Source organism: Desulfoscipio sp. XC116, assembly GCF_039851975.1.
In the GTDB taxonomy this organism is placed as follows: Bacteria; Bacillota; Desulfotomaculia; order Desulfotomaculales; family Desulfallaceae; genus Sporotomaculum.
Genome location: NZ_CP156660.1, coordinates 1,828,309 through 1,849,496 on the forward strand (window position 1 = coordinate 1,828,309; position 21,188 = coordinate 1,849,496).

Here is a 21,188-nt window from a genome sequence, read left to right on the forward strand (position 1 = left end):
TAAATAAGGCAAGCGATGCCTTCGCTGTATAACGTATAACGGACAGGCACCGCGCTGCTTTGCCTTATGTTATTTTGTATGTTCGTGACCACAATTCTTTGCTTTTATCTGCCTTGAAAGTCAGGCTTGCGTTTTTCTAAAAAGGCTGTGGTACCTTCAACGCGATCTTCGGTGGAAAAGGCAATCACCTGAGCGAACTTTTCAAACAGCAGCCCCGAATTAATATCGGTATTGGCACCCACATTAATGGCTGTTTTGGCCAGGCTGACTGCCATCGGGCCTTTGGCAATTATCTTCTGCGCCATTTCTTTGGCGGCAGGCAGTAGATCTTCGGATTGCTTGACTACTTTATTAACCAGACCAATTTCTCTGGCCTCCTGGGCGCTGATGATATCACCGGTAAAAATCAGCTCTTTCGCCTTACCAACGCCCACCACTCTTTGCAACCTCTGGGTGCCGCCGGCTCCGGGAATGATGCCCAGGTTTACCTCGGGCTGCCCTAGTTGGGAGCGGCTGGTGGCAATTCTGATATCACAGGCCAAGGCCAACTCACATCCACCACCCAGGGCAAAGCCATCAATAGCGGCGATCACAGGCTTATCCAGGTTCTCTACCTCATTTAGTGAATCCTGAGCTTCGCTTTTCAATACTTCCAAAGTTTCACGCTCTCTTAAGGAGCGAATATCCGCCCCGGATGCAAAAGCTTTGCCGCCCGCACCAGTGATAATAAGCACCCGTACGTCTTTATCAAAACGGCATTCCCTTGCGGCGCCACGAATCTCTGCCCAGGTGCGAGGATCCAGGGCATTGCGCACTTCGGGACGATTCAAGGTGATTATGGCAATGTGACCGTCCTTCTCTAATAACAAGTTTTGAAATTCCATATTGGTCCCTTCCTTATTAAAAAAATTTTAATTATTTGAAGAGGCGGCTAGCTAACCAACCCATTCCCAGATAGCCGCAGAACCCTGCCCATGACCGATGCACATGCTCTCCACTGCATATTTGGCGTTGTAATAAGTCATTTCATGCATTAGTGTGGTGGCAATTCGTGCTCCGGTGCAGCCCAGGGGGTGCCCTAGAGCAATGCCGCCGCCCCGCGGGTTAAGCAGCGGGTGGTTTCTAATGCCTAATTCCTCTGTGCAGTATATGGCCTGAGAAGCGAAAGCTTCGTTAACTTCCCACAGGTCAATTTGATCAACGGTCATACCTGCTTGTTTTAGCACTTTGGGAATCGCCAGGGCGGGTCCAATACCCATGACTGCGGGATCCACACCAATCACAGCATAGGCCACCAGCTTCATTTTGGGCTTTAACCCCAGCTCTTGTACTTTTTCCTTGCTGGCTACAAGCACGGCGGCGGCGGCATCATTCGTTTGGCTGGAATTACCGGCTGTAACGGTAGCCGATTTATCATTCATAAATACAGGCTTTAGCTTGGCCAGTGCCTCCATATTAGTGCCCGGTCTAATACCCTGGTCCCGGGTGACCAGCATTTTTTGGATGCCTCCGTCCTCAGTGGGAACATCCGCTTCAATGGGTAATATTTCATCTTTAAACAGACCTTCTTCGGTGGTCTTATGGGCCTTGGCATGGCTTTCTACCGCCATCTGGTCCTGTTCTTCCCTGCTGATGTTGTACCGTCTGGCCACCATTTCAGCCGTGTAGCCCATCCTTACCATGTTGGGGTCGGTAAATTCCCCCAATCTGGGGTTAGGCTTGGTGCCTGTTGCCATTGGCACATGAGTCATATGTTGAACACCGCCGGCAATAATTAAATCCGCCCAACCCATTGCTATGGAAGAAACAGCAAAGGCAATGGTCTGCAGACCGGACCCGCATAGGCGGTCCACCGTACACCCGGATACACTAAACGGCATGCCTGCCATTATTGTAGCGTAGCGACCAATATTTGAACCCATATCCTGCATTAAGTAGGTGCCGCCCAGCATAACATCGTCCACTTGTTCCTTCTTTTTACCTGTGATGTCCGCCCGGTTCAAGACTTCATTAATTATCGCAGCAGCCAAATCGTCCGCCCGGACATTAATAAACCAGGATTTTTTGCCCGATTTGGCTATAGGCGTACGCACTCCCTCAACCAGGTAAACTTCTCTCATTTATATTTAGCCCCTTTCTTTCGGCAAGTTATCCGAAGCCTATGGAATGACTCATTGGTGTCAATTTTATTTACAATACTCGTAGAATCCCTTACCGGTTTTACGCCCCCATTCTTTTTTTACAAACTTTTCCACAATAATGGGGGAGGGCTTGTATTGGGGATCACCTGTTTCTTGGTAACGCTCTGTACTGATGTAGTAGGTCAGGTCAACTCCGGTGAGATCCAGTAGTCTAAACGGGCCCATTGGGTGTCCCAGCGCATGTACAACTGCAGTGTCAATATCTTGGGGTGTGGCCACTCCCATATCATAGATATATAGAGCTTCGTTTTTAATGGCCGATACTATCCGGTTGACTAAAAAGCCGTATATTTCCTTTTGCAGCATGACGGGTATCTTACCCATTTTTTTGCATGTCTCCATTACTATCTCTACAGTGTCATCAGATACATGAGGTCCCCTGACAACTTCCACAAGTTTCATTACCAGCGCCGGATTAAAGAAGTGCATGTTGCATACCTTGGATGGACGGCTGGTTGCATCGGCAATTTTGGAGCTGACGATGTAGGAGCTATTAGTGGCTAAAATAGCATGCGGAGGACAAGTCTTATCCAAATCGACAAATATTTTGCGTTTAAGTTCTAATTTTTCGATAGCTGCCTCGATTACCAGATCGACATCCTTACACGCTTCCGCTAAATCATCGGTAAAAGATAACCTGTCCCGAGCCGCTTTAGCCTCATCCTTGGTTAATTTGCCTTTGACCACTCGCTCGGGCAGGTAGGTGTCGGCGAAATTTTCAGCCTTTTGTAAAATTTCCTGATTAATGTCGGTGCATGACACTTTATAACCTGCCAGTGCCGCGGATACGGAAATCTGGTGTCCCATGTTCCCCGCACCAATAACGCAAATATTTTTCACTTCGAAACTCGCCATAAATTTCACACCCCTTTAAAAGATTTTAGATTATATTCAAATTTTAATTTTGGCGCTTAAATCCGCTTATTTGTTGTGCTCCAAATCTTCATTTTTTCGGCTTCTTTAATTAAATCGTCCTGAAAATTCGGGTGAGCAAGATTAATCAGCATTTCCGCCCGCTGCCAGGTTGGTTTGCCCTTTAAATTGGCCTTACCGTACTCGGTAGCTACATAATGGACCACTGATCTGGGCACCGTTACCGCGCTGCCGTTGGTTATAGTGGGCACAATCCTGGAAATTTGCTTATCCCTTATTTCTCTGGTAGAGCTTAAGCAAATGAATGCTTTACCACTCTTGGAGCGAAAAGCGCCATAGGTAAAATCAAACTGCCCGCCGGTTCCGGAAATTTGCCGGGAACCCACTGATTCAGAGCTTACCTGGCCGTACAAATCAATTTCAATAGCGTTATTAATAGAAATTTGGTTATCGTTTTGGGCAATATTTTCGGGCGCATTGATGTAATCCACAGGATATATGGCACAAGCCGGGTTATTATGTATAAATTCATATAACTTGGCATCCCCCATGGCAAAGGTATACGCCATTTTAAAGCGGTCTATTGTTTTTCTGGCCCCGGTAATAATGCCTTTTTCGTATAAGTCAACAAAAGAGCCGCACAGCATTTCACTGTGTACGCCAAGATCTTTTAAATCAGATTCGGCAAGCATTTGGCCAATGGTGTTGGGCATACCGCCAATACCCAGCTGCAAACAGGCTCCGTCTTTAATTTCCTCCACTATTAAGGCAGCAATTTTTTTATCCACCTCAGTGGGCGGGTGAACAGGTATTGCAAACAGCGGATCGTTCCTTCCCTCGACGATATAGTCAACTTCGGAAATGTGCACACATTCTTGATCGCCACCCAGGCAGCGAGGTGCATTTTGGTTTACTTCTACAATGACAATTTGAGCTGTTTCACACAGCGCCCGCTCGTATGAACTGGATACACTGAAATTGAAATAGCCTTGTTCATCCATAGGAGTGGTTACAATCATGGCCACATTGATGGCCGGGGAATTACCCGATCGGATATGCACTGGTGACTCAGCATACAAACCGGGTATATGAAAGGACAGGTAATCGTCTTGTAATTTCCGATCCACCCCGCTAAAAAATCCACTGTTGTAGATAAAGTGTTCTTGGTCCGGGTCAGCCAGGGCAACATTAACCGGGTAAAGGGAGCAAACTCCTCTTATGTTAACGTTAGTTAGCTCGTCTTTGCGCCGGGCCAGTGCCTCATCAAGTACCCTCGGGGTGGTTGCAAAATGGCTGTAAGCCACCCAATCGTCCGATTTAACTGCTTTGACCGCTTCATCGGCAGTAACCAGCTTGCCTTGATACTCTTTTGTATAATTGCTCACGTTACAAAACTCCCTCGTCAATACGTGTAATTGTTTTTCTATATTCACCTGCAGCATCTTTTAGGTTTTCCCGATAACCCGGGCTCATTTACCAATTTGGTAATATAGATGGCCCGGACACCGTTAAAACCGCAGGGGGTTGCAGGCAGCGTTGTTAAAGAAAACTTACTAACTTATGACCAGCGCCTCTTCCGGGCATTGGATAGCAGATTTATCAGCATTTTTAATTAAATCGGTAAGCATATATACATTAGGCAAAATGTTGTTGATAAAATACCGGGCGGTTGCAATTTTACCCATGTAGTAGTTATAATCATGGTGATCCAACCCCAGCTCAGCTATTTTGCGGCCGGCTAACAGCGCCTGATCCAAGATAGCCTCTCCGGCAAACAGCTGGGCGCAGCAGATAAGCACCCTTGGGGCGTAAAGGGGTATTAATTCGCCCATTTCAGCCTTGTTGGCGTAATAAGAGGCACATAAATCTTTGATTTCAGCAACGCAATTATACGCTTTTCCCAGTTTGTTAAATTCTACGGTAAAATCCGGGTTTTCTTTATTTTCTTTAATGAATTTTTTACGGTCATTCATCCAGTCGGCAAACGGCCGGCCGTCTTTCATGCGCATTTTTCTGCCCACCAAATCCATAGCGTGGATAAATGAGGTTCCCTCCCAGATGGAAAGTATCTTCACATCACGGGCGTACTGAGAAACAGGATATTCCTCGGTATATCCAACTCCACCGTATACCTGAATGGCCTGACCAATCATTTGCCAGGCAGTTTCGGCGGAATAAGTTTTAATTAGCGGAGTTAGTATCTCGGCCAGCCCCTGGCACCGGGCGGATTTTTTTTTGTCGTTGCTATGTTCGGCAATATCCAGGTAATAAAAGCCCTTGAATATCATGGCCCGAATGGCTTCCACCTGGGCCTTGATTTCTAGCAGCATTCGTTTTATATCTTCGTGTTTAATCAACGGCACCCGGCCAATCCGGGGATTGGTGAACGGTCGGCCCTGAATACGCTCGGTAGCGTAACGTGCTGCATAACAATAAGCGGCGGCCATTTGGGCCAGAGCGTTATGGCCCGTACCAATACGGGATTCATTCATCATATGAAACATCATGGCCAGGCCCTTGGAAGCACCCTCGCTATCCGGTGGGCTGCCCACCAGTATTCCGCGGCAGTTGTCATTCTCACCAAAATTCAACATGGCTGTGGCGGATGCCTTGAGCCCCATCTTATGCTCAACGCCGGTGCAAATAACATCGTTGGGGTCGCTGAGGCTTCCGTCGTCATTGACCCATATCTTGGGCACAATATACAGCCCTAAACCTTTTGATCCCGGAGCACCACCTTCGGGTCGGGCTAGTATCATATGAATAATGTTTTCGCTCAAATCAACTTCCCCACCGGTAATAAACATTTTAGTGCCCTTAATTTTGTATATCCTCGGATCATCAGTTGGATAGGCCCTGGTGGTGGAATCCCCCACGTCAGAGCCGGCATTTGGCTCAGTCAGACACATAGTGCCGCTCCACATACCGTTTAGCATGTTTTCGATGAACATTTCCCGGTCTTTATCAGTGCCAAACCGATGAATTAAATTAGCTGCACCAGTGGTCAGCTTGATATAGGACGAAAGCGCCGGGCTGGCCGCCATAATCATCTCATTATAGGCACGGTATAATGTTAACGGCATCAAGGTGTCTGATCCCAACGATTCGTTGGCTGATCCCCAACCGTTCTCTTGCAAAAATTTAAATGCCTGTATGTACGGCGCCGGCAAATTAACACGACCATTTTCAAATTTAATACCTGTTTCGTCACCTTCTTTATTAATAGGCGCTATTACTTCTCTGGCAATTTTATAAACTTCATTTAAGATAAAATCTACATCATTTAATTCATAATTCTCTTTAAACCTATCTAGATTAAACACTTCCTCCATGTCCAGCCATTCGTCCAAGATAAACTTAAGATCCCGGATATCATAAATAAATTCCGCCATGATTAAACCTCCCTGGTTCGATAATGAAATTGATGTATTAATAGTTGCACAATTTTTATAATTTTTAAAAAGAGCAAAATATGTGCCAATGTTCCAACAACTATTCATTTTAATTTTAAAAAAGCCGTAAACTCAGTAAAGACAATATAGTTATCAAACCATAAAAAAGCTTTGAAGTTTTTCATCTATAATCACGGTTTCAATATGCAACAAAAAAGTTGCTTATTAAAACTTGAAGTATTGCACGGTAAGAAAAAAAAGACCACCCACAACAGGTGGTTTCGCCCGGAAGGTATTCAAATTTATATCAATAAAGCTATGGATTCGTAACATTCTTTCATTATTCGATAATAATCCTCAAAAGACTGTTCTTCTTGCCTGCTTTTACTTCCTAAAACCACGCCTAACGGATCTATTCTGTGCATTATTTCAATTTCTTCTTTAGTAGGCGGAGCGACTTGTTTTAAATTGGATCCTACCTTTAAATCCCATCCCACAACTGCTTTAATCTCATTAACTGTAACCCCGGGAAACAATTCATCCAAGTACATTTCCTTGGTTAAAGAATCGAATCTAAAGATACATTTATTAGTTATTACAGCTTGCGGCCCCCCGCCTTTTAGACCAACTTTTTTCCTTTCCCCGGGGCCGGCAATAAATCCGGGACTTGTTATGTAGTCCAATTTTTCTACAAATTTTCTATTCTCCATACGCATGATAATAAGTACCCTTTTAGCTGAAGAAGCCAGGTCATTGCCACCGCCTGAACCTGGTAATCTTATAGTTGGGTGTTGGTATGTCTTACCATCACCTATTATTGCAGTGGTGTTTAAATTACCGTATTTATCTATTTGGGCTCCCCCAATAACAGCTACATCAACAAAACCACGCTGAACATCGCCAAGCACTCTCCATAATTCAGTGGCCATAAGAGCATTGTCAGTAGTAGCATTATCTGAAATACTCCAGGGCAGTCTGCGGCTGTTAGACCCTACTCCTCCGGCTTCGTAAATCAGCACCGAATTGGGTGCGTGAATCTTACTTGCCACCACTCCGGCCAATAAAGGAATACCAACACCTATAAAAACACATTCATTATCGTTTATTAAGCGGGAGCAAGCGGAAACCATAAATTCTTGTGTAGTATAATTCATTTGCACAAAAACCCCCTTAATAAGTCTCAATTCTGGGAATTTGATAGTTGTCTCTTTCCAATTTCCGCAGCTTTGCCAATCTGTCTGAACCTAACTTCTGTAAGTATTCTTCAAATGTATCCCAGCTCAATACCCATTCCTCTATCCAGGTGTTAAAACCTTCCTGAGTTTTTGATGCATTTAACCAAATTTTTCTAAAGGGCATATCCAGCCAATAATACCCCGCCACCCCAAGTGGGTGTGCTCCAAAAGGCATTTCCACAACTGCGTCTACACAATAATGAGGTATTTGGGTCATATTGGGTATCTTCCTGATTTCAGACGTTGGAATAATTTCCTCACAGGTAAGAATAACTTTTTTAGCCGCCCGGGCTATATTTACATCGTTGGCCAGCATACCCCAAATCTGGGCATTGCCCATTTTATCCGCCCGCTGCACATGTATAAAGGCAACATCAGGCTCAGCGGCTGGCACAAGATTAACCGCCTGACCTTTGTACGGATCCTGCATGCGTATAATTTTGTCATTATATTTGGGGATATCTGATCCGGACATGGACAGCACGGGGAGAAAAGGTACGCCTAAAGCTCCGGCTAAAAAGCGCATACCTATGGCTAAGTTGGTATAGTCTTCGACCTCTACATGCCTGGGGATTCCCTTTTCAACGGCTCTTCTAAAGTTAAGCCCGCTGCCAATTACACCTATCCATACATAAGCTGACTCAACTTTTTTAACCAGGCCGGCTCCCAGGAGCAGCTCGACCGATTCGTCATGGCTGTCGACTATAAGAGTCAGGTCTTTTTTGTTTTGTCTAATCAGTTCATAACTGCAGGCTACCGGTTCACGAGCAAGTATGCCCCCGAGGGCAACTGTATCATGGTCACGGACAAGCCCCTGAACCGCTTTTGCCAGAGATGTCACTTTATTGACTGACAATTTTGTCCCCCCCAAGTATAATAATTATTTGATAAGTAGACTAGGCAACCAGGTAACAGTTTGCGGGAATAGAGCAATTATTAGCAGGGTAAGGGCCATAAGAGCGACAAACGGCCAGATAGCTGCATAAACCTCGCCTATGGTTAACCCTGCGGGAGCAACCGCTCTGATCACAAATAAGTTGAATCCAAAAGGAGGTGTAATATAAGCCATGCATATGTTAACCACAAACATTACGCCATACCAGAGGGGGTCAAAGCCAAGAGCACCCACAACAGGCAGGAAAAAGGGCCCGGTGATCAATATAATGCCGGCAGGGTCTAAAAACATGCCCAGCACAAAGAATATCGCCTGCATACCCAATAAGATTATCCATCTGTTTACATCCATACCCGTGACTAGCCCGCTGAACCATTCTCCAACGCCGGTCATGGTGACAAGCCTCGAATAAGCAACGGCACCAAGGATAATCCAAAAGACCATGGCGTTAACCCCAACGCCCATAACCATCATCTTTTTAATATTCTCCAGATCTATTGCCCGCTTGATAGCAGCGCATATTATCGAACCCACCAGGCCAATGGCCGCTGCTTCGGTTGTTGTGGCAATACCGGTATAGATGACGCCCAGTACCAGTAAAATAATAAACATCGGCAGCATTACTGCTCTAAGCGATTCCATCTTTTGCGACAAAGTAAAGTTTTCTTCCACCGGTGGCCCGTAAGAGGGGTATTTTATGCACAATAAAGCGATATATATCATAAATAATATGGCCATGATAATACCGGGAATGACACCGCCAAAAAACATCTGACCAGCCGATACTTCGGCTTCAGCGGCATAAATGATCATAATTACGCTGGGCGGTATAATGATGCCCAAGGCACCGCCGGCGCAGATTGCCCCGGCCACCAATTTTCTATTGTATCCCCTTTTAAACATCGCCGGCATTGCGGTCAAACCCAGGGTAGCGGTAGCCACCGTGCTGATACCTACCATAGCCGCGAAAATAGAAGAAATAACCACTGTCCCTAGAGCCAGCCCGCCTTTTATCTTACCCATCCAGCGATTGATCATTTCATACATGTCATCAGCCATCCCGGTAAAGCGTAAAACAGCCGCCATCATCAAAAAAAGAGGTATTGCAGTCAGAGTAAAACTGGCGGACTTGCCCAGTGCCCCTAGAACAACCGCATAAAAACCACCGGTGCCTCCCCATATAAAAAAGCCAATGGCTAATGAAAGACCCCCCAGAGAAAATGCAACTGGCAGACCTAAGCCCATAACCAGCAACAACGAGCCTGCCAGAATAAGCGCTAGTATAGACGGTTCCATTATGATGAGCCCTCCTTGTCAACTGTTTCTATACCCAAAGCGAGTTTGATATCATTGTGCGATGCAGTTAACGCCTGCAAGCCCAGCAATAGCCCCCCTAATGGTATGAGCATTTGGGGAATGTAAGAGGGTATGTTAATAACACCACCAGTCATGGAGCCTGCAGTAAAAGATTCAATGCATAAAACACCACCAGTCCACATAAAAACCCCACAAAGAAGATATGTCAGTGAAGAAGTGCAAAGATCAACAATGCCTCTTATTCTAGGGGAAAATTTATTATAGAAAATATCCACTCTCACATGTTGTTTTTCCAGTAATGCATACCCCCCGGCCAATAAGGCAACTGTAGAACTTATATAACAGTTAAGAGCAAAAGCCCACTGGACCGAATAGTTTATTGTGGAACGCAAAATTACATCAACGGTAATCAAGAAACCCATAAATAAAATTAAGGCACCGCATATCCACATAGCACAATGGTTTATTTCGGAGATCATTTTTGCAAAAAGGTTCATTAGCTTTCCTCCTCTTTTGTGAAGAGACAGGGCCGAAACCCTGTCTCTTCATGCGGACTTGCATTTACTATTGGGCCAGCCATCTTTCTTCCCATGCTTTCGATTCGGGATTTTCGGTTTCCCACTGTTCAAGGTCTTCTTTTAAGATCTTGACCATTTCCGCGGTAGTTGCGTTTCTGGCAGCGTACTCATTCCATAGAGGCGTGGCTGATGCTCTAAATTTCTCGAATTCCTCTTTCTTTAGCTTAGTTACTGTTACACCTTTTTCATTGCAAATATCCAATATTGAATCGGTGAGTCTTTCGGAACCTTGAATGGCTTCCTTTTCGATTTCCATCGCTATTTCTTCAATAGCCTTCTGATATTCCTCCGGTAACTTATTCCATGCTTCTTCGTTAACTAAAACATAGCACAGGAATGGGTCGATAAATCCTGGCAAAGTTAAATGCTTTGCCACCTCGTAAAATTTATAAGTATCAATGCTGTATAACACATAAATAGTTCCGTCCATAGTGCCCCTCATCATAGCTTCATATTGCTCGGAGGGCGCAACATTGATGGGTGTAACTCCCATTTCCTTGAACCAGGTTGGCCACATGGTAGACCCCATGCGCAATTTGGTGCCTTTCATGTCGTCAAATGTTTTAATTGGTTCAGTAGAAATTAGGCCTTCAATGCTAACCGGCCAGTAAAATAATAATTTTGCTCCCTGTTTATGATAAGCCTCTTCAAACATATCGCCGATCTTAGTTTCACGCATCACGTGTATGGCATGTTTGTGACCTTTACTCCAGAAGGGCAGCCAGATAACATCGGATTCGGGAACAGTTCCTCCCCAATAAGAAGTTGAGCTTTCCATATCGCTAACGCCCCTCTTTAATGAATCCAAGGCCTGCTCAGTGGAAGACAACTGGCTATTATAATAAATTTTAATATTTACCTGCCCGTTCGTGGCTTCTTTAACGCGCTCTGCAAATTTTTCATGGGCTATATACTTTGATTCCCACTCATATGCAGGCGGAGGATAAGGGCAATTTAAATTAAGGGTATAGGTTTTGCCGGTTGCCTTATCACCGTCGACATTTTCATTGGAACCACCGCAACCTGTTGTGAACAGGGCAGCCACCATCAATACGATAATTGCAAGCATTAATCTTTTATGCACTTACTTAGGCCTCCTTTACTAATAAAAATTTTTCTTGATCAATTCAACCAAATAAAGTACCCTATTGACCTCCTCCCCCTGCCCGAATTATAGTACTTACCCGAAGAATAAAAGCAATTATCATGCCATTATTTTTAAATTTTTATATTTACAAAAATCCTCAGAAAACTTAAACAAAGGGTTGATTTAATCTTGCAAATAATCTGATATTGATAAAAAATATTGCAATTTGCAACATATAAAGTTGTCTATCGAAACACAGTCTCATCTATATCTTTTAATTTTCTCCATAAAGTAGTGCGGTGGGTACCGGTAATTTGAGAAATTTCTTTAATGCTGGCACCGGTGGAAAGCAAGTATTCAAGAATATCCCGTTCCATATCTTCCATTTTTCCTATCTTTATGGTAATGTTATTTTCATCCCCCGATGGGGCAGCATAGGTTTTTTTAATTTTTTCATTGATTAACTGGATGATCAGCTCTTCTGCGCTTTGATTTCCCTCCATTAAAAGTATATATTTTTGTATTACGTTTTGCAGCTCTCTGACGTTGCCTGGCCAATCATACTTTTTTAATTTTTCTATAGCCATTGTAGTTAAAGGCGATACTTGTTTTTTCTCTTCATAACTAAACTGTTCAACCAAAAATTCCGCCAGTTGTTCTATATCGTCCTTCCTTTTGCGCAGTGGAGGTATATCCAGATTTAATACCTCCAGGCGGTGGAACAGATCGCTTCGAAACGTACCCCCTTTAACTGCTAAGCTCAATTCGTAGTTGGTGGCAGAAATAATTCTAACATCCACTGGGATAACTCTATCGCTGCCCAGCCGCATAATTTCCCGCTCTTGCAAAACACGCAACAGGCGGGCCTGGACAGGTAAAGTCATTTCGCCAATTTCGTCAAGGAATATGGTACCCCCATGCGCCATCTCAAATAATCCTGTTTTACCACCTTTTTTAGCTCCTGTAAAGGCACCTTCCTCGTAGCCAAATAACTCGCTTTCCAATAAATTTTCAGGCAAAGCGGCGCAGTTTACAGCTACAAAAGGACCGTCTCGCCTGGCACTGGCATTATGAATGCTTTGGGCAAATAATTCTTTGCCCGTGCCGCTCTCCCCGTATATCAGAACGGTAGCGTTAACGTTAGAATATTTTTTAGCTCTGGCTATAGTTTGTAAAAGTTGATTGCTGTTGCCAATAAGATCTTCAAAGGTATGCTTGGCAAAAAGTCCTTTTTTAAATAACTGCCGTCTTAGATTTTGCTCCAATACCTGAATTCTATCTGCACCTTGGAATATTGTAACAGTACCCCTTGCTTTGTTTTCTAAAAATATGGGCATGCTGTTTATCCAAAATTGTTTACGTCCCACTTCTTTAAAAACCTCTGCATTATTTTTATCCCCATTACACAAAAGGCCTAACACAACAGATTCTCTTATGTTATTCAAATGACGTCCCACAACAGTGCGGGCATCCATCTCTAAAAGGCTTTCGGCGGCATTATTCATAAAGACAATACGCTTATGCTCATCCATTATCAACACACCGTCGTTGGTTGATGCTAATACTGCCTTATAACGTTTGGAACGTTCTTGGTCCTGGCGTATACTCTGTACTAATTCCAAGGCATGTCTAATAGATCCATTAATGGCATCGTTGCCGGATTGCACCAATACGGCGTTTACACCGGATCTTTTAGCCATTTCGTAAACACATAAACCGGTGCTAACCACTACCTCGATATCCGACTTTAATATTATTGCCATCTGCTCATCCATCTCGTATATGTTGGTGTAAGGATAGCAATCTACTTGTATGTCCAGTATATTAGTTATGGTTTTAAATTCTGAACTAAAATCTTGAGTCATATGGCCTAGAAAAGCAATTTTGCGTCCTATACCTTTGGCGATGTACAAAGCTTGCAATATATCAAATGAAGTTATTTCTATTAGAACAACAGGTAAGGATAGTGCTTTTTTAATTTTTTTACCCGTTACTCCCCGACTAATAATCACATCTACACCTTCATGTTCAAATTGGTAGGCAATGGATACCCCTTCCTCTAGAATTCCCTCCCTGACCTCTAAATCAAGCCCCATTTCATTCGCTGCTCTGGTTATTAGCTCGGACATTTCCGGATAAGTGGAAACCACCCCTATTTTGATATCCTTCATAAAGATAAAATCCCCCCAGTTTTTAAATTATAGATAACATTAATTTAGATGTTGACGTTTTTTTAATTTTTCTAAACTTTCTATAATTCTAGCATTAAGTAATTGCTGGGACAATATTAGATAAATCAGACTTATTCTAACTATAAAAAATATTTAACAATAAGGGTAATGCCGCAATTAACAGTGCCATTATTCCAGTAAACAACCAGTTGGCACGTGCTATTTCAAATGATGACTTTTGCGCTAGTCCGGACATAATTAAAGTAACACCCGTAAACGGTGATATAATCACGCTGGTGGCCCATCCACCCACCAGTACCAGGGCGAGCTGGATTGGGGTGAGGCCCAACATGTCAGGCTTTAATGAAGCACAGTAGGCCATCACAGTTACCATAGGGGTAACCCCTAAAACAGCTAAAAATACTATGGACGCCAGTATGCCCAAACATAAAAAATACTCATTGTGAAAACCGATCCCACTTATAAACATGGACATTTTATCTCCGGCATCGGAACTTAAAAGCGCTGTGGCCAAAAACCCCGCTCCCATGAAAATAATTATTTCCGAAGTGAACCTGGGCAAAATATTATCCCCGTAGTCCAGGTAAGCTTTAGGTATTGCTTTCACCCGACCCAGCATGCTCAACCATAACATGGGATATACAAACGCCAGCAAAGGCACGGCATCCAGTACGGGTATCGATGTCCGAGTAGCAATGTAAATTATGATGCCGATAAAGGTTATACAGAAGATGATCAGCTCTAATAATTTTTTAGTGTCTATATCATTGCCCCTGGAAGAATTATCTGTCGTGATGCCGTTACTTTTATTATAGAAAAGAATATGTACCAACCAGCCCACCAGCAGGCTAAAAATGGTCAGGAAAATACCGTAACGGGCAAATTCCGTCCAGGAAAGTCCCAGGTAATAAGTTACAACACCAACCGAAACCATATTGGGTGACCAGTAGATAGAAGAAGAAAAACCTTTCAGAATGGACGCAGGAACGGAATTAAATACCTGTGGCAATTTGCCGCGCACAATTAACTGGTATACAACAGGCATTGCACCCATGTTCATCAACGCTCCAAAAAAATGAGTGAGTAGTGCGGGAACCCAATAGATCCGGTGCCAACCGTTCATATACCGGCTTGCTAATGAATCCAGCACACCGTAATAATCGCCGTATTTAAGGGGCATACCAAAGACTGGCACCAGCAATAGCAATGCAATCAAATTACAATTATTAATTAAGCCTGTTTTCCAAATTGCCAAACCAGCCCCGTTGGATGCCATAATACCAGCCCCGACTAAAAACAATACTGAAGCTACTACCCGGGCATTACCCTTTATAAATGGGAGACAGACCGTTAGGCAGGTTAAACAAATAATGCTTAATATATCGTTCTTAAAAGATAGATCAATAAACGCACTAATCAGATAAACAAATGCCACGCTTGCGCACAGTATAGTCCTGAACCTTAATAAATGGAAATTATTTTTTGGTTGCATTTTCCTTATGGTAACTGCTTTCATTATTTTCTCCATGTTTTATGTATTGCATATTTTAGGTAGCATTACTTTTAATATACAGGCTATTGAAAATATTGAAACATTTATTGATGCAAAAAGCTACATTTAAGGTTTCATTTTTCAACCAATTTCCAGTTTCCATCCACTCTTCTATAATTGAAGGTATCCAAGGTTGTGCTCAGATTTTAGTTCACATCATAATCCTTGGCCACGTCACTTAATTCCTTGGCGGTTTTCTGTATGTTATGCAATGATCTATTTATGCTTTCAATTGATTCCACATGAGACTCTGAAACTGTTAAGATTTCTTCCGAGTGGCTGGATAAAAGATCAATCTTTTCTTGTATGCTCTTTAGTTTATTATTTATTTCCTTTAATGAACCAGATGTTTTGGCCGCCAATTTCCTGATCTCCTCTGCCACTACATTGAACCCCTTGCCCATATCTCCCGCTCTGGCTGCTTCTATGGCTGCGTTTAAACCCAATAAGTGTGTTTGTTTTGTTACCTCATCAAGCAGTTCCAAAATATCATCCATGTTTATAGCTTCCTTGTTAATTATATCAGTATTCTCAGCCAGTTCTGAGGCACCGGCCGCTAACTGCTGCGAGGCCGCCACCATATTTGTTGTATTACCGACAATTCCCTTAATCGCATCGTTTAATTCAGCAGACATCTTTTCGAGCTTTTCTTGCCGAATGGTTAAAGTTATGGTTACCATTGAACCAATAACTTCGCCCCCGGGATTTTTGATTGGTATAGCCACGGCGAGATATGGCTGGCCGTACAATGAAGACGGAATTAGCATAGCCACCCTTCTTCCCTCTTTCATGGCCCTGTCGGTGGAACTCCCGGGTCTAACCGGATCCCCGATTTTCACACCTAACTTGGATACATTACTAGGTATCACGAAAATAAATTTTTCCTTGGCGGTAATAGCCCTGCTAACATTGGCCCCGTATAAATCAAAAAAGTAAGGAGCAGCTTTTATTAACTCATTTAACAGTTGTTGATTAACAGTTTTACTATCCACCTGTGGTGACTTGGTAAATTCCTTTGCATTCCGAACCGTATCAGGATTATTACCCGTGGTATAGTGTTGTTGCTTTTCAGTATTTTTCTTTAAATTAAAAAACATATGTTATACCACCTTTAACTTTTTGTATTTACCTATTATTTGCCTATTATTTACCTGTATTAATAGCAAAAGATATTCCAGTTGTTGTTTTAGTTTTTGATAAGATAAAAAAAGATAATAGCAGTTTTTGGTAACTGCCACGGCGCGTTTGCATCGGCAAGTGGCAAAAGCCGACAATTCCATTCATAGGAGTTCAGATTTCATGGCTCGTATTAGCCCAAAATTAACTTTTTCGGGTCATATTTTTCATAAAAATCAACTCCACCCCTAAACACAAAAAGCCCGCCACCCTAATGTTTTCAAGGGCTGCGGGCCTTATTGCAAAAATGAAATATGTGTTATTAGTACAAAATAGATGCACGTCTTTAGAAATCAAAGAAAGTACAACCGTCATAGAATATGTCTCCAATTGCGTCTTGCATAGAGAATTCTCTCTATATCAACGATTTTTAATTTTTCGTCTATGGTGAAAAAAACAATATAATTTTTAACGAGCAACTTGTGATATCCTAGCATGGCAAGCCGTTCATCAACTACGCAAGGGCATTTTTGCGGCATGACCACTAACCCACCGATGGCTTCTTCAATGATCTCCATCATTTTCAATGCAGTTATGGGCGCCGCTAGTTGTGCGGAAATATATTGAACAATGTTGCGCAGGTCATTCTCAGCAGGTTCTGATACGTCAACCCTATATCTTTCCATCAGCTATCTCCTGCCGAATGTCTTTTATGACATCTTCAAGCGGACGCTTCCTGCCCTCTATTATGGCTGCTTTTCCCTCATCAAGCAGGCGGTAAAGTTCAAGTTTGCCATTGAGCATTTCATATGTCTCAATGCTCATAACGGCCAAATCACCCCGCCCGTTTTTGGTAATATAGACAGGCTCTCTGTTTTCATGACAGAATGTTGAAATTTCGTTATAATTATTCCTTAAATCCGTGCTGGATTTAATATTTGGCATAAAATCAGCCTCCTCATCTAACCTAAAGTAAGCGTCAAACCAATTGACGCCTTGACCAATGCCGACTCGTATTAAGCGGTTACAGGAACCCTTCATCACTGATGTCAACGACATCCAGAAACTGCTTCCGAATGTGTCTTCGGAATGCTTCATCGCTGAGGCGCTCGCCTTTATAAACACCGTCTTCCACCAGGCGATCGTCAATCAATCTTGCAAATTCCTCGTCTTCACGGGCCATTTTTTGGTAGCGCTGTTGTACTTCATGGGGGAAATCCAGTTGGAAATCCAGACGACTTATGTTGCCTTTGAGGAACGCTTCGACCATATCGAGAACCATGTCAATGTTACTTCGTTTTTTCATGGTAACTCCTCTCGTTTAAGCCTGGCGGGACTTTGCACGTCTCCGGCGCGTTCCAGGGCAGCAGCAGCTCTAACTGTTTCGGGTCGCCGAGATCCATGTTAGGTGCCGCGTCAAAAACATAGCTCAGAAAGCGGTGGGGATCCAATCCGTTTTCCTTCGCCGTCTCAATGAGGCTGAACATGACGGCGCTGCCTTGCGCCCCTTTCGGTGTATTGGCAAACAAAAAGTTCTTCCGGTCAATGACAAACGGTTTGATGCTGCGTTCCGCTCGGTTGTTGCTGAACTCCAGCCGCCCGTCCAGGAGATAATTTGTTAGCCAGGACCACTGCTCCTGCAGGTAATAGATGGCTTTGCCAATCGCGGATTTCGGTGCGGTTTTATGGGCTCTCAGCCACGCCGAAAAGGCTTCAAGCATTGGTTTTGCCAGTTCCTGACGTTTCTCATAGCGTCTTTCCGTCGGGCAGGCCGCCAATTGTTTTTCAAGGTCAAACAGTGCGTCGCAATAGCGTTTTCCGCGCAGGGCTAAAGACCCCCCCCGGTCTTTTTCCGGGAGAGCTTTCAGGGCTTCATTAAATTTTCGTCGGGCATGAGCCCAGCAGCCTACCACAGTGATCGAACCCGGCAGATTGTGATAGCCGCTGTACCCGTCCGTATGCAAATATCCGGAGAAACCTTTTAGAAACTCGGCCGGGCGGCGGGCTTTTCGATCCGGTTGGTATTCATACAGGATAATCGGCTGTCCGGTATCTCCGCTGGTCCGGTATAGCCACATGTAGCTCTTGGACTGAGCGGATTTCCCCGGCTCCCGCAGCACTTGCAGAGTGGTTTCATCACCATGCAGCACTTGCCGGGCGCAAAGCCTGCGATGCAGTTCATGGTAGATGGGCTCCAGCCAATCTGCAGTGCTTTTCAGCACCCAGTTGGATAACGTTTGGCGCGACAGTGTTATCCCCTGGCGCTGAAAAGATTTCTCTTGCCGGTATAGCGGGGCTCCCATGACAAATTTCTGCGTGATGATGTGCGCTACCGCCTCCGGTGAGGCAAAGCTCCCTTTGATGACGTTGTTTCTTTGGGGCGTTCTGAGCACGGGGACTTCTGTGCCGGTTTTTTCGCAGGTTCGGCAGGCGTAGGTATAATAGATATCTTCCAGGATCACCGCGCTGGCCGGAATGATTTTTAGCCTCCGCTGCACGGTCTTTCCAATAATTTGCAGTTCGTCGTTGCAGACCGGGCAGGTGCGCTCTTGATCCGGCAGAAAATGCTCGGTGGTTTCGACGGGCAGGTTCTCAGGCAGGCTGTCCTTCGTTTCCCGTCGCTTCTTGCGAACGTGGGGTTTTACATCGGTTAACTCCGGTTCCGGCACAGCTTCGTCCGCGAAGAGTTCCGCTTCATTAAATAGGTTCGGCTGCTCCCAGCCGTCATATTGGCTCTGTTCGGACGAAGACCCAAAACGTTTTTGCCGGGCCAGGCGCAGTTGCTCCAGAAACCATTCTACTTGACGTGACAATTCGGCGTTTTGGGTCTTTAGTGCAAGATATTCATTGTATTCTGTGCGCGAAATCGTCACGATTTCGGCGCTGTCTTTAACGGTTTCAGGCACGTTTTTCATGCTTGAATTATACCATATTTTGCTGCGAAAAACAATGAAAAACCCCGTATTTTCAAGGCTTCCCGGCTTTAAACAATACTTAAATTATTCACCGGACGCAGGGCTTTAGGTTGGTCAATGGAGAGCCCTTCCATGAGCCAGCGGAATTGCTGTTCCGTGAGTGCCCGGACGTCTTCCGGGGTTCTCGGCCATTGGAAACGCCCGCTTTCCAACCGCTTATACAGAAGTACGAATCCGTTTCTCTCCCAGTAGAGCGCTTTAATCCGATCAGTTCGCCGGCCGCAGAACAGAAACAGACTGTCGGAGAAGGGGTCAAGCTGAAAGCGCTGCTGAACCATAGCGGCCAGCCCGTCAATACCCCGGCGCAGGTCTGTGTAGCCGCAGGCCAGATACACGTGCGCAGCGCGTGTGACATCTAACACAGCGCCTTCACCGCTCTGAGGATCGTTTCCACGGTTTCTGAGTGCACACCGTTTTGAAATTCCAGTGTGACGTTACCAAAATGAAGGGTGACGACCGCCGCTGGCACGCTCTGAACCGGGGCCGGTATCCGGCACTCGGTAAATACAGCTGTTTCAGCCCGCGTCATGATCGGTTGCTGATTTGACTCTGCAAGAAGGTTTTGTGTCCCTGCGTCCCAAACCGCACGCTGCCATCGGTAATAGGTCTGCGGGGAGATATGGCGCTCTTTGCACCAGGTGCAAATTGTTTGGCCGCTGGTCCGACATTCATAGATAAGCCTGCGCCATTCCTCCACTTTAAGCTCATGTTTTACTTTTTGCAGTTCCATTGTAATCCTCCTGCGAGGCAGTATTAAAAACTATTGAGAGCTCTCGCAATATCTCGCGTTCTCTCAGGATACTCTCGCTACTATACTCTCTCACAGAAAGGGCGGGGAAGGTAGGTGTCGTTAGATTTGACGCTTACAACCTAAAGATATTATACACTAATTTCTTTAGGTTATCAAGCCAAACTGTATATGAAAAAGCTACATCTTCATTGGTTTACTACCAACAAAAATGTAGCTTATAACTTGGAAAGTTAGGTCAAAAAAGATGCAACTTGCATTGCCTATTTTTAGCATATTATATGGATTATACGAAGTTTATCAATCAACTAATGTAGTTCTATCAGAAAATTTCTTCTATCATGCGGCTTTCGTCCTATCACATGATAGAAATCTGGCTCATCATTATCAACATCATATTTTGTAATCCTTTTGCTTTAAGTTGCAAAGCCGTTCAACCCTTGCATAGCTCTTATGCTAAATGGAATGGTTTAGGTCAGAGCGCTGGAATTATTAGATCCATTTCAAACCGTCGCTGAATCTGTAACTCTTTGTTATCGGGTTTTTTTATTTTCTAAAATCCTTTAATGCTCCTAATAATACTTTTTCTTTCCATTCAGGATTATTTTTTGTAATAATATCGAAATTCATAGGAATCCAAACTTGTCTTCGTTTCAAAGTGTTACATTTTTGGCAAGCATAAACCAGGTTATATGGCTTAGCAACACCCCTTTCATATGCAGGAATTATATGCTCAACAATACCATTGATTTTTGTTATAACCCCACAGTATTGACAAGTGTAACAATCTCTTTCACGTATAAATTTACGAATACTTTTATTCTGAAAAATAGTTTCAGATAAGCCCCTAGTACGAAAATATATAACGTCTGCATGTATGGCACTTTTGGAACAATTAAACTCCATAGAAAGTTGTTTCTTAATTTCAGAATAAGTTAATTCTCCTTCGTCCAGTAACAATTCAACCTTTGATTGTCTTTCAAAAATATTTTTATGTGCCATGATAATTTTCTACTAGAATCACTAT

At 43.8% G+C, this 21,188-nt stretch carries 20 protein-coding genes; all 20 read right to left on the reverse strand.

The features are described from left to right. Positions 1-104: 104 nt before the first annotated feature. On the reverse strand, positions 105-884 hold the full coding sequence (locus tag ABDB91_RS08710) for an enoyl-CoA hydratase-related protein (RefSeq protein WP_347491210.1): 780 nt from the start codon (positions 882-884) through the stop codon (positions 105-107). Between the two features lie 51 nt (positions 885-935). After that, positions 936-2,120 (reverse strand): thiolase family protein, encoded by a 1,185-nt coding sequence (locus ABDB91_RS08715; RefSeq protein WP_347491211.1) that lies wholly within the window; start codon positions 2,118-2,120, stop codon positions 936-938. Between the two features lie 66 nt (positions 2,121-2,186). Next, positions 2,187-3,056 (reverse strand): 3-hydroxyacyl-CoA dehydrogenase family protein, encoded by an 870-nt coding sequence (locus tag ABDB91_RS08720; protein ID WP_347491212.1) that lies wholly within the window; start codon positions 3,054-3,056, stop codon positions 2,187-2,189. Between the two features lie 56 nt (positions 3,057-3,112). Further along, entirely contained in the window at positions 3,113-4,459 is a 1,347-nt protein-coding gene (locus ABDB91_RS08725; RefSeq protein ID WP_347491213.1) for an acetyl-CoA hydrolase/transferase C-terminal domain-containing protein, read from the reverse strand. A gap of 168 nt (positions 4,460-4,627) precedes the next feature. Further along, positions 4,628-6,466 carry an acyl-CoA dehydrogenase gene (locus tag ABDB91_RS08730; RefSeq protein WP_347491214.1) on the reverse strand — a complete coding sequence of 613 codons (1,839 nt, stop codon included), beginning with the start codon at positions 6,464-6,466 and terminating at the stop codon, positions 4,628-4,630. A 302-nt stretch (positions 6,467-6,768) separates the two neighbouring features. Then, entirely contained in the window at positions 6,769-7,620 is an 852-nt protein-coding gene (locus ABDB91_RS08735) for a CoA-transferase (protein ID WP_347491215.1), read from the reverse strand. A 16-nt stretch (positions 7,621-7,636) separates the two neighbouring features. After that, positions 7,637-8,557: a CoA-transferase gene (locus tag ABDB91_RS08740; RefSeq protein WP_347491216.1), complete on the reverse strand. Its 921-nt coding sequence runs from the start codon at positions 8,555-8,557 to the stop codon at positions 7,637-7,639. Between the two features lie 24 nt (positions 8,558-8,581). After that, positions 8,582-9,892, reverse strand: a complete 1,311-nt coding sequence (locus ABDB91_RS08745; RefSeq protein ID WP_347491217.1) for a TRAP transporter large permease subunit — start codon at positions 9,890-9,892, stop codon at positions 8,582-8,584. Continuing rightward, positions 9,892-10,410, reverse strand: a complete 519-nt coding sequence (locus ABDB91_RS08750; RefSeq protein ID WP_347491218.1) for a TRAP transporter small permease subunit — start codon at positions 10,408-10,410, stop codon at positions 9,892-9,894. The genes ABDB91_RS08745 and ABDB91_RS08750 overlap by 1 nt, the downstream gene beginning before the upstream one ends. Positions 10,411-10,477: 67 nt before the next feature. After that, the gene (locus tag ABDB91_RS08755; RefSeq protein WP_347491219.1) at positions 10,478-11,575 is read right to left on the reverse strand and encodes a TRAP transporter substrate-binding protein; all 1,098 of its coding nucleotides are present in this window, start codon (positions 11,573-11,575) and stop codon (positions 10,478-10,480) included. 248 nt (positions 11,576-11,823) lie between these two features. After that, entirely contained in the window at positions 11,824-13,749 is a 1,926-nt protein-coding gene (locus ABDB91_RS08760) for a sigma 54-interacting transcriptional regulator (RefSeq protein ID WP_347491220.1), read from the reverse strand. 136 nt (positions 13,750-13,885) lie between these two features. Then, entirely contained in the window at positions 13,886-15,046 is a 1,161-nt protein-coding gene (locus tag ABDB91_RS08765; protein ID WP_347491221.1) for a hypothetical protein, read from the reverse strand. Between the two features lie 422 nt (positions 15,047-15,468). Continuing rightward, entirely contained in the window at positions 15,469-16,419 is a 951-nt protein-coding gene (locus ABDB91_RS08770) for a methyl-accepting chemotaxis protein (protein WP_347491222.1), read from the reverse strand. 390 nt (positions 16,420-16,809) lie between these two features. Beyond that, a complete protein-coding gene (locus ABDB91_RS08775; RefSeq protein WP_347491223.1) occupies positions 16,810-17,124 on the reverse strand; it encodes a type II toxin-antitoxin system RelE/ParE family toxin in 315 nt (104 codons plus the stop codon). Further along, complete coding sequence (locus ABDB91_RS08780; protein WP_347491224.1) at positions 17,111-17,383, reverse strand: type II toxin-antitoxin system prevent-host-death family antitoxin; 273 nt, start codon at positions 17,381-17,383, stop codon at positions 17,111-17,113. Before ABDB91_RS08780 ends, ABDB91_RS08775 begins: the two co-directional genes overlap by 14 nt. A 79-nt stretch (positions 17,384-17,462) precedes the next feature. Beyond that, positions 17,463-17,744 carry a hypothetical protein gene (locus ABDB91_RS08785; protein WP_347488131.1) on the reverse strand — a complete coding sequence of 94 codons (282 nt, stop codon included), beginning with the start codon at positions 17,742-17,744 and terminating at the stop codon, positions 17,463-17,465. After that, positions 17,728-19,353 (reverse strand): IS66 family transposase, encoded by a 1,626-nt coding sequence (locus ABDB91_RS08790; RefSeq protein WP_347488132.1) that lies wholly within the window; start codon positions 19,351-19,353, stop codon positions 17,728-17,730. The genes ABDB91_RS08785 and ABDB91_RS08790 overlap by 17 nt, the downstream gene beginning before the upstream one ends. A gap of 68 nt (positions 19,354-19,421) precedes the next feature. Further along, positions 19,422-19,775: an IS66 family insertion sequence element accessory protein TnpB gene (gene tnpB, locus ABDB91_RS08795; protein ID WP_347488133.1), complete on the reverse strand. Its 354-nt coding sequence runs from the start codon at positions 19,773-19,775 to the stop codon at positions 19,422-19,424. Then, complete coding sequence (locus tag ABDB91_RS08800; RefSeq protein WP_347488134.1) at positions 19,769-20,143, reverse strand: hypothetical protein; 375 nt, start codon at positions 20,141-20,143, stop codon at positions 19,769-19,771. The genes tnpB and ABDB91_RS08800 overlap by 7 nt, the downstream gene beginning before the upstream one ends. A gap of 564 nt (positions 20,144-20,707) precedes the next feature. Continuing rightward, positions 20,708-21,163: an HNH endonuclease gene (locus ABDB91_RS08805; RefSeq protein WP_347491225.1), complete on the reverse strand. Its 456-nt coding sequence runs from the start codon at positions 21,161-21,163 to the stop codon at positions 20,708-20,710. Between the last annotated feature and the right edge of the window lie 25 nt (positions 21,164-21,188).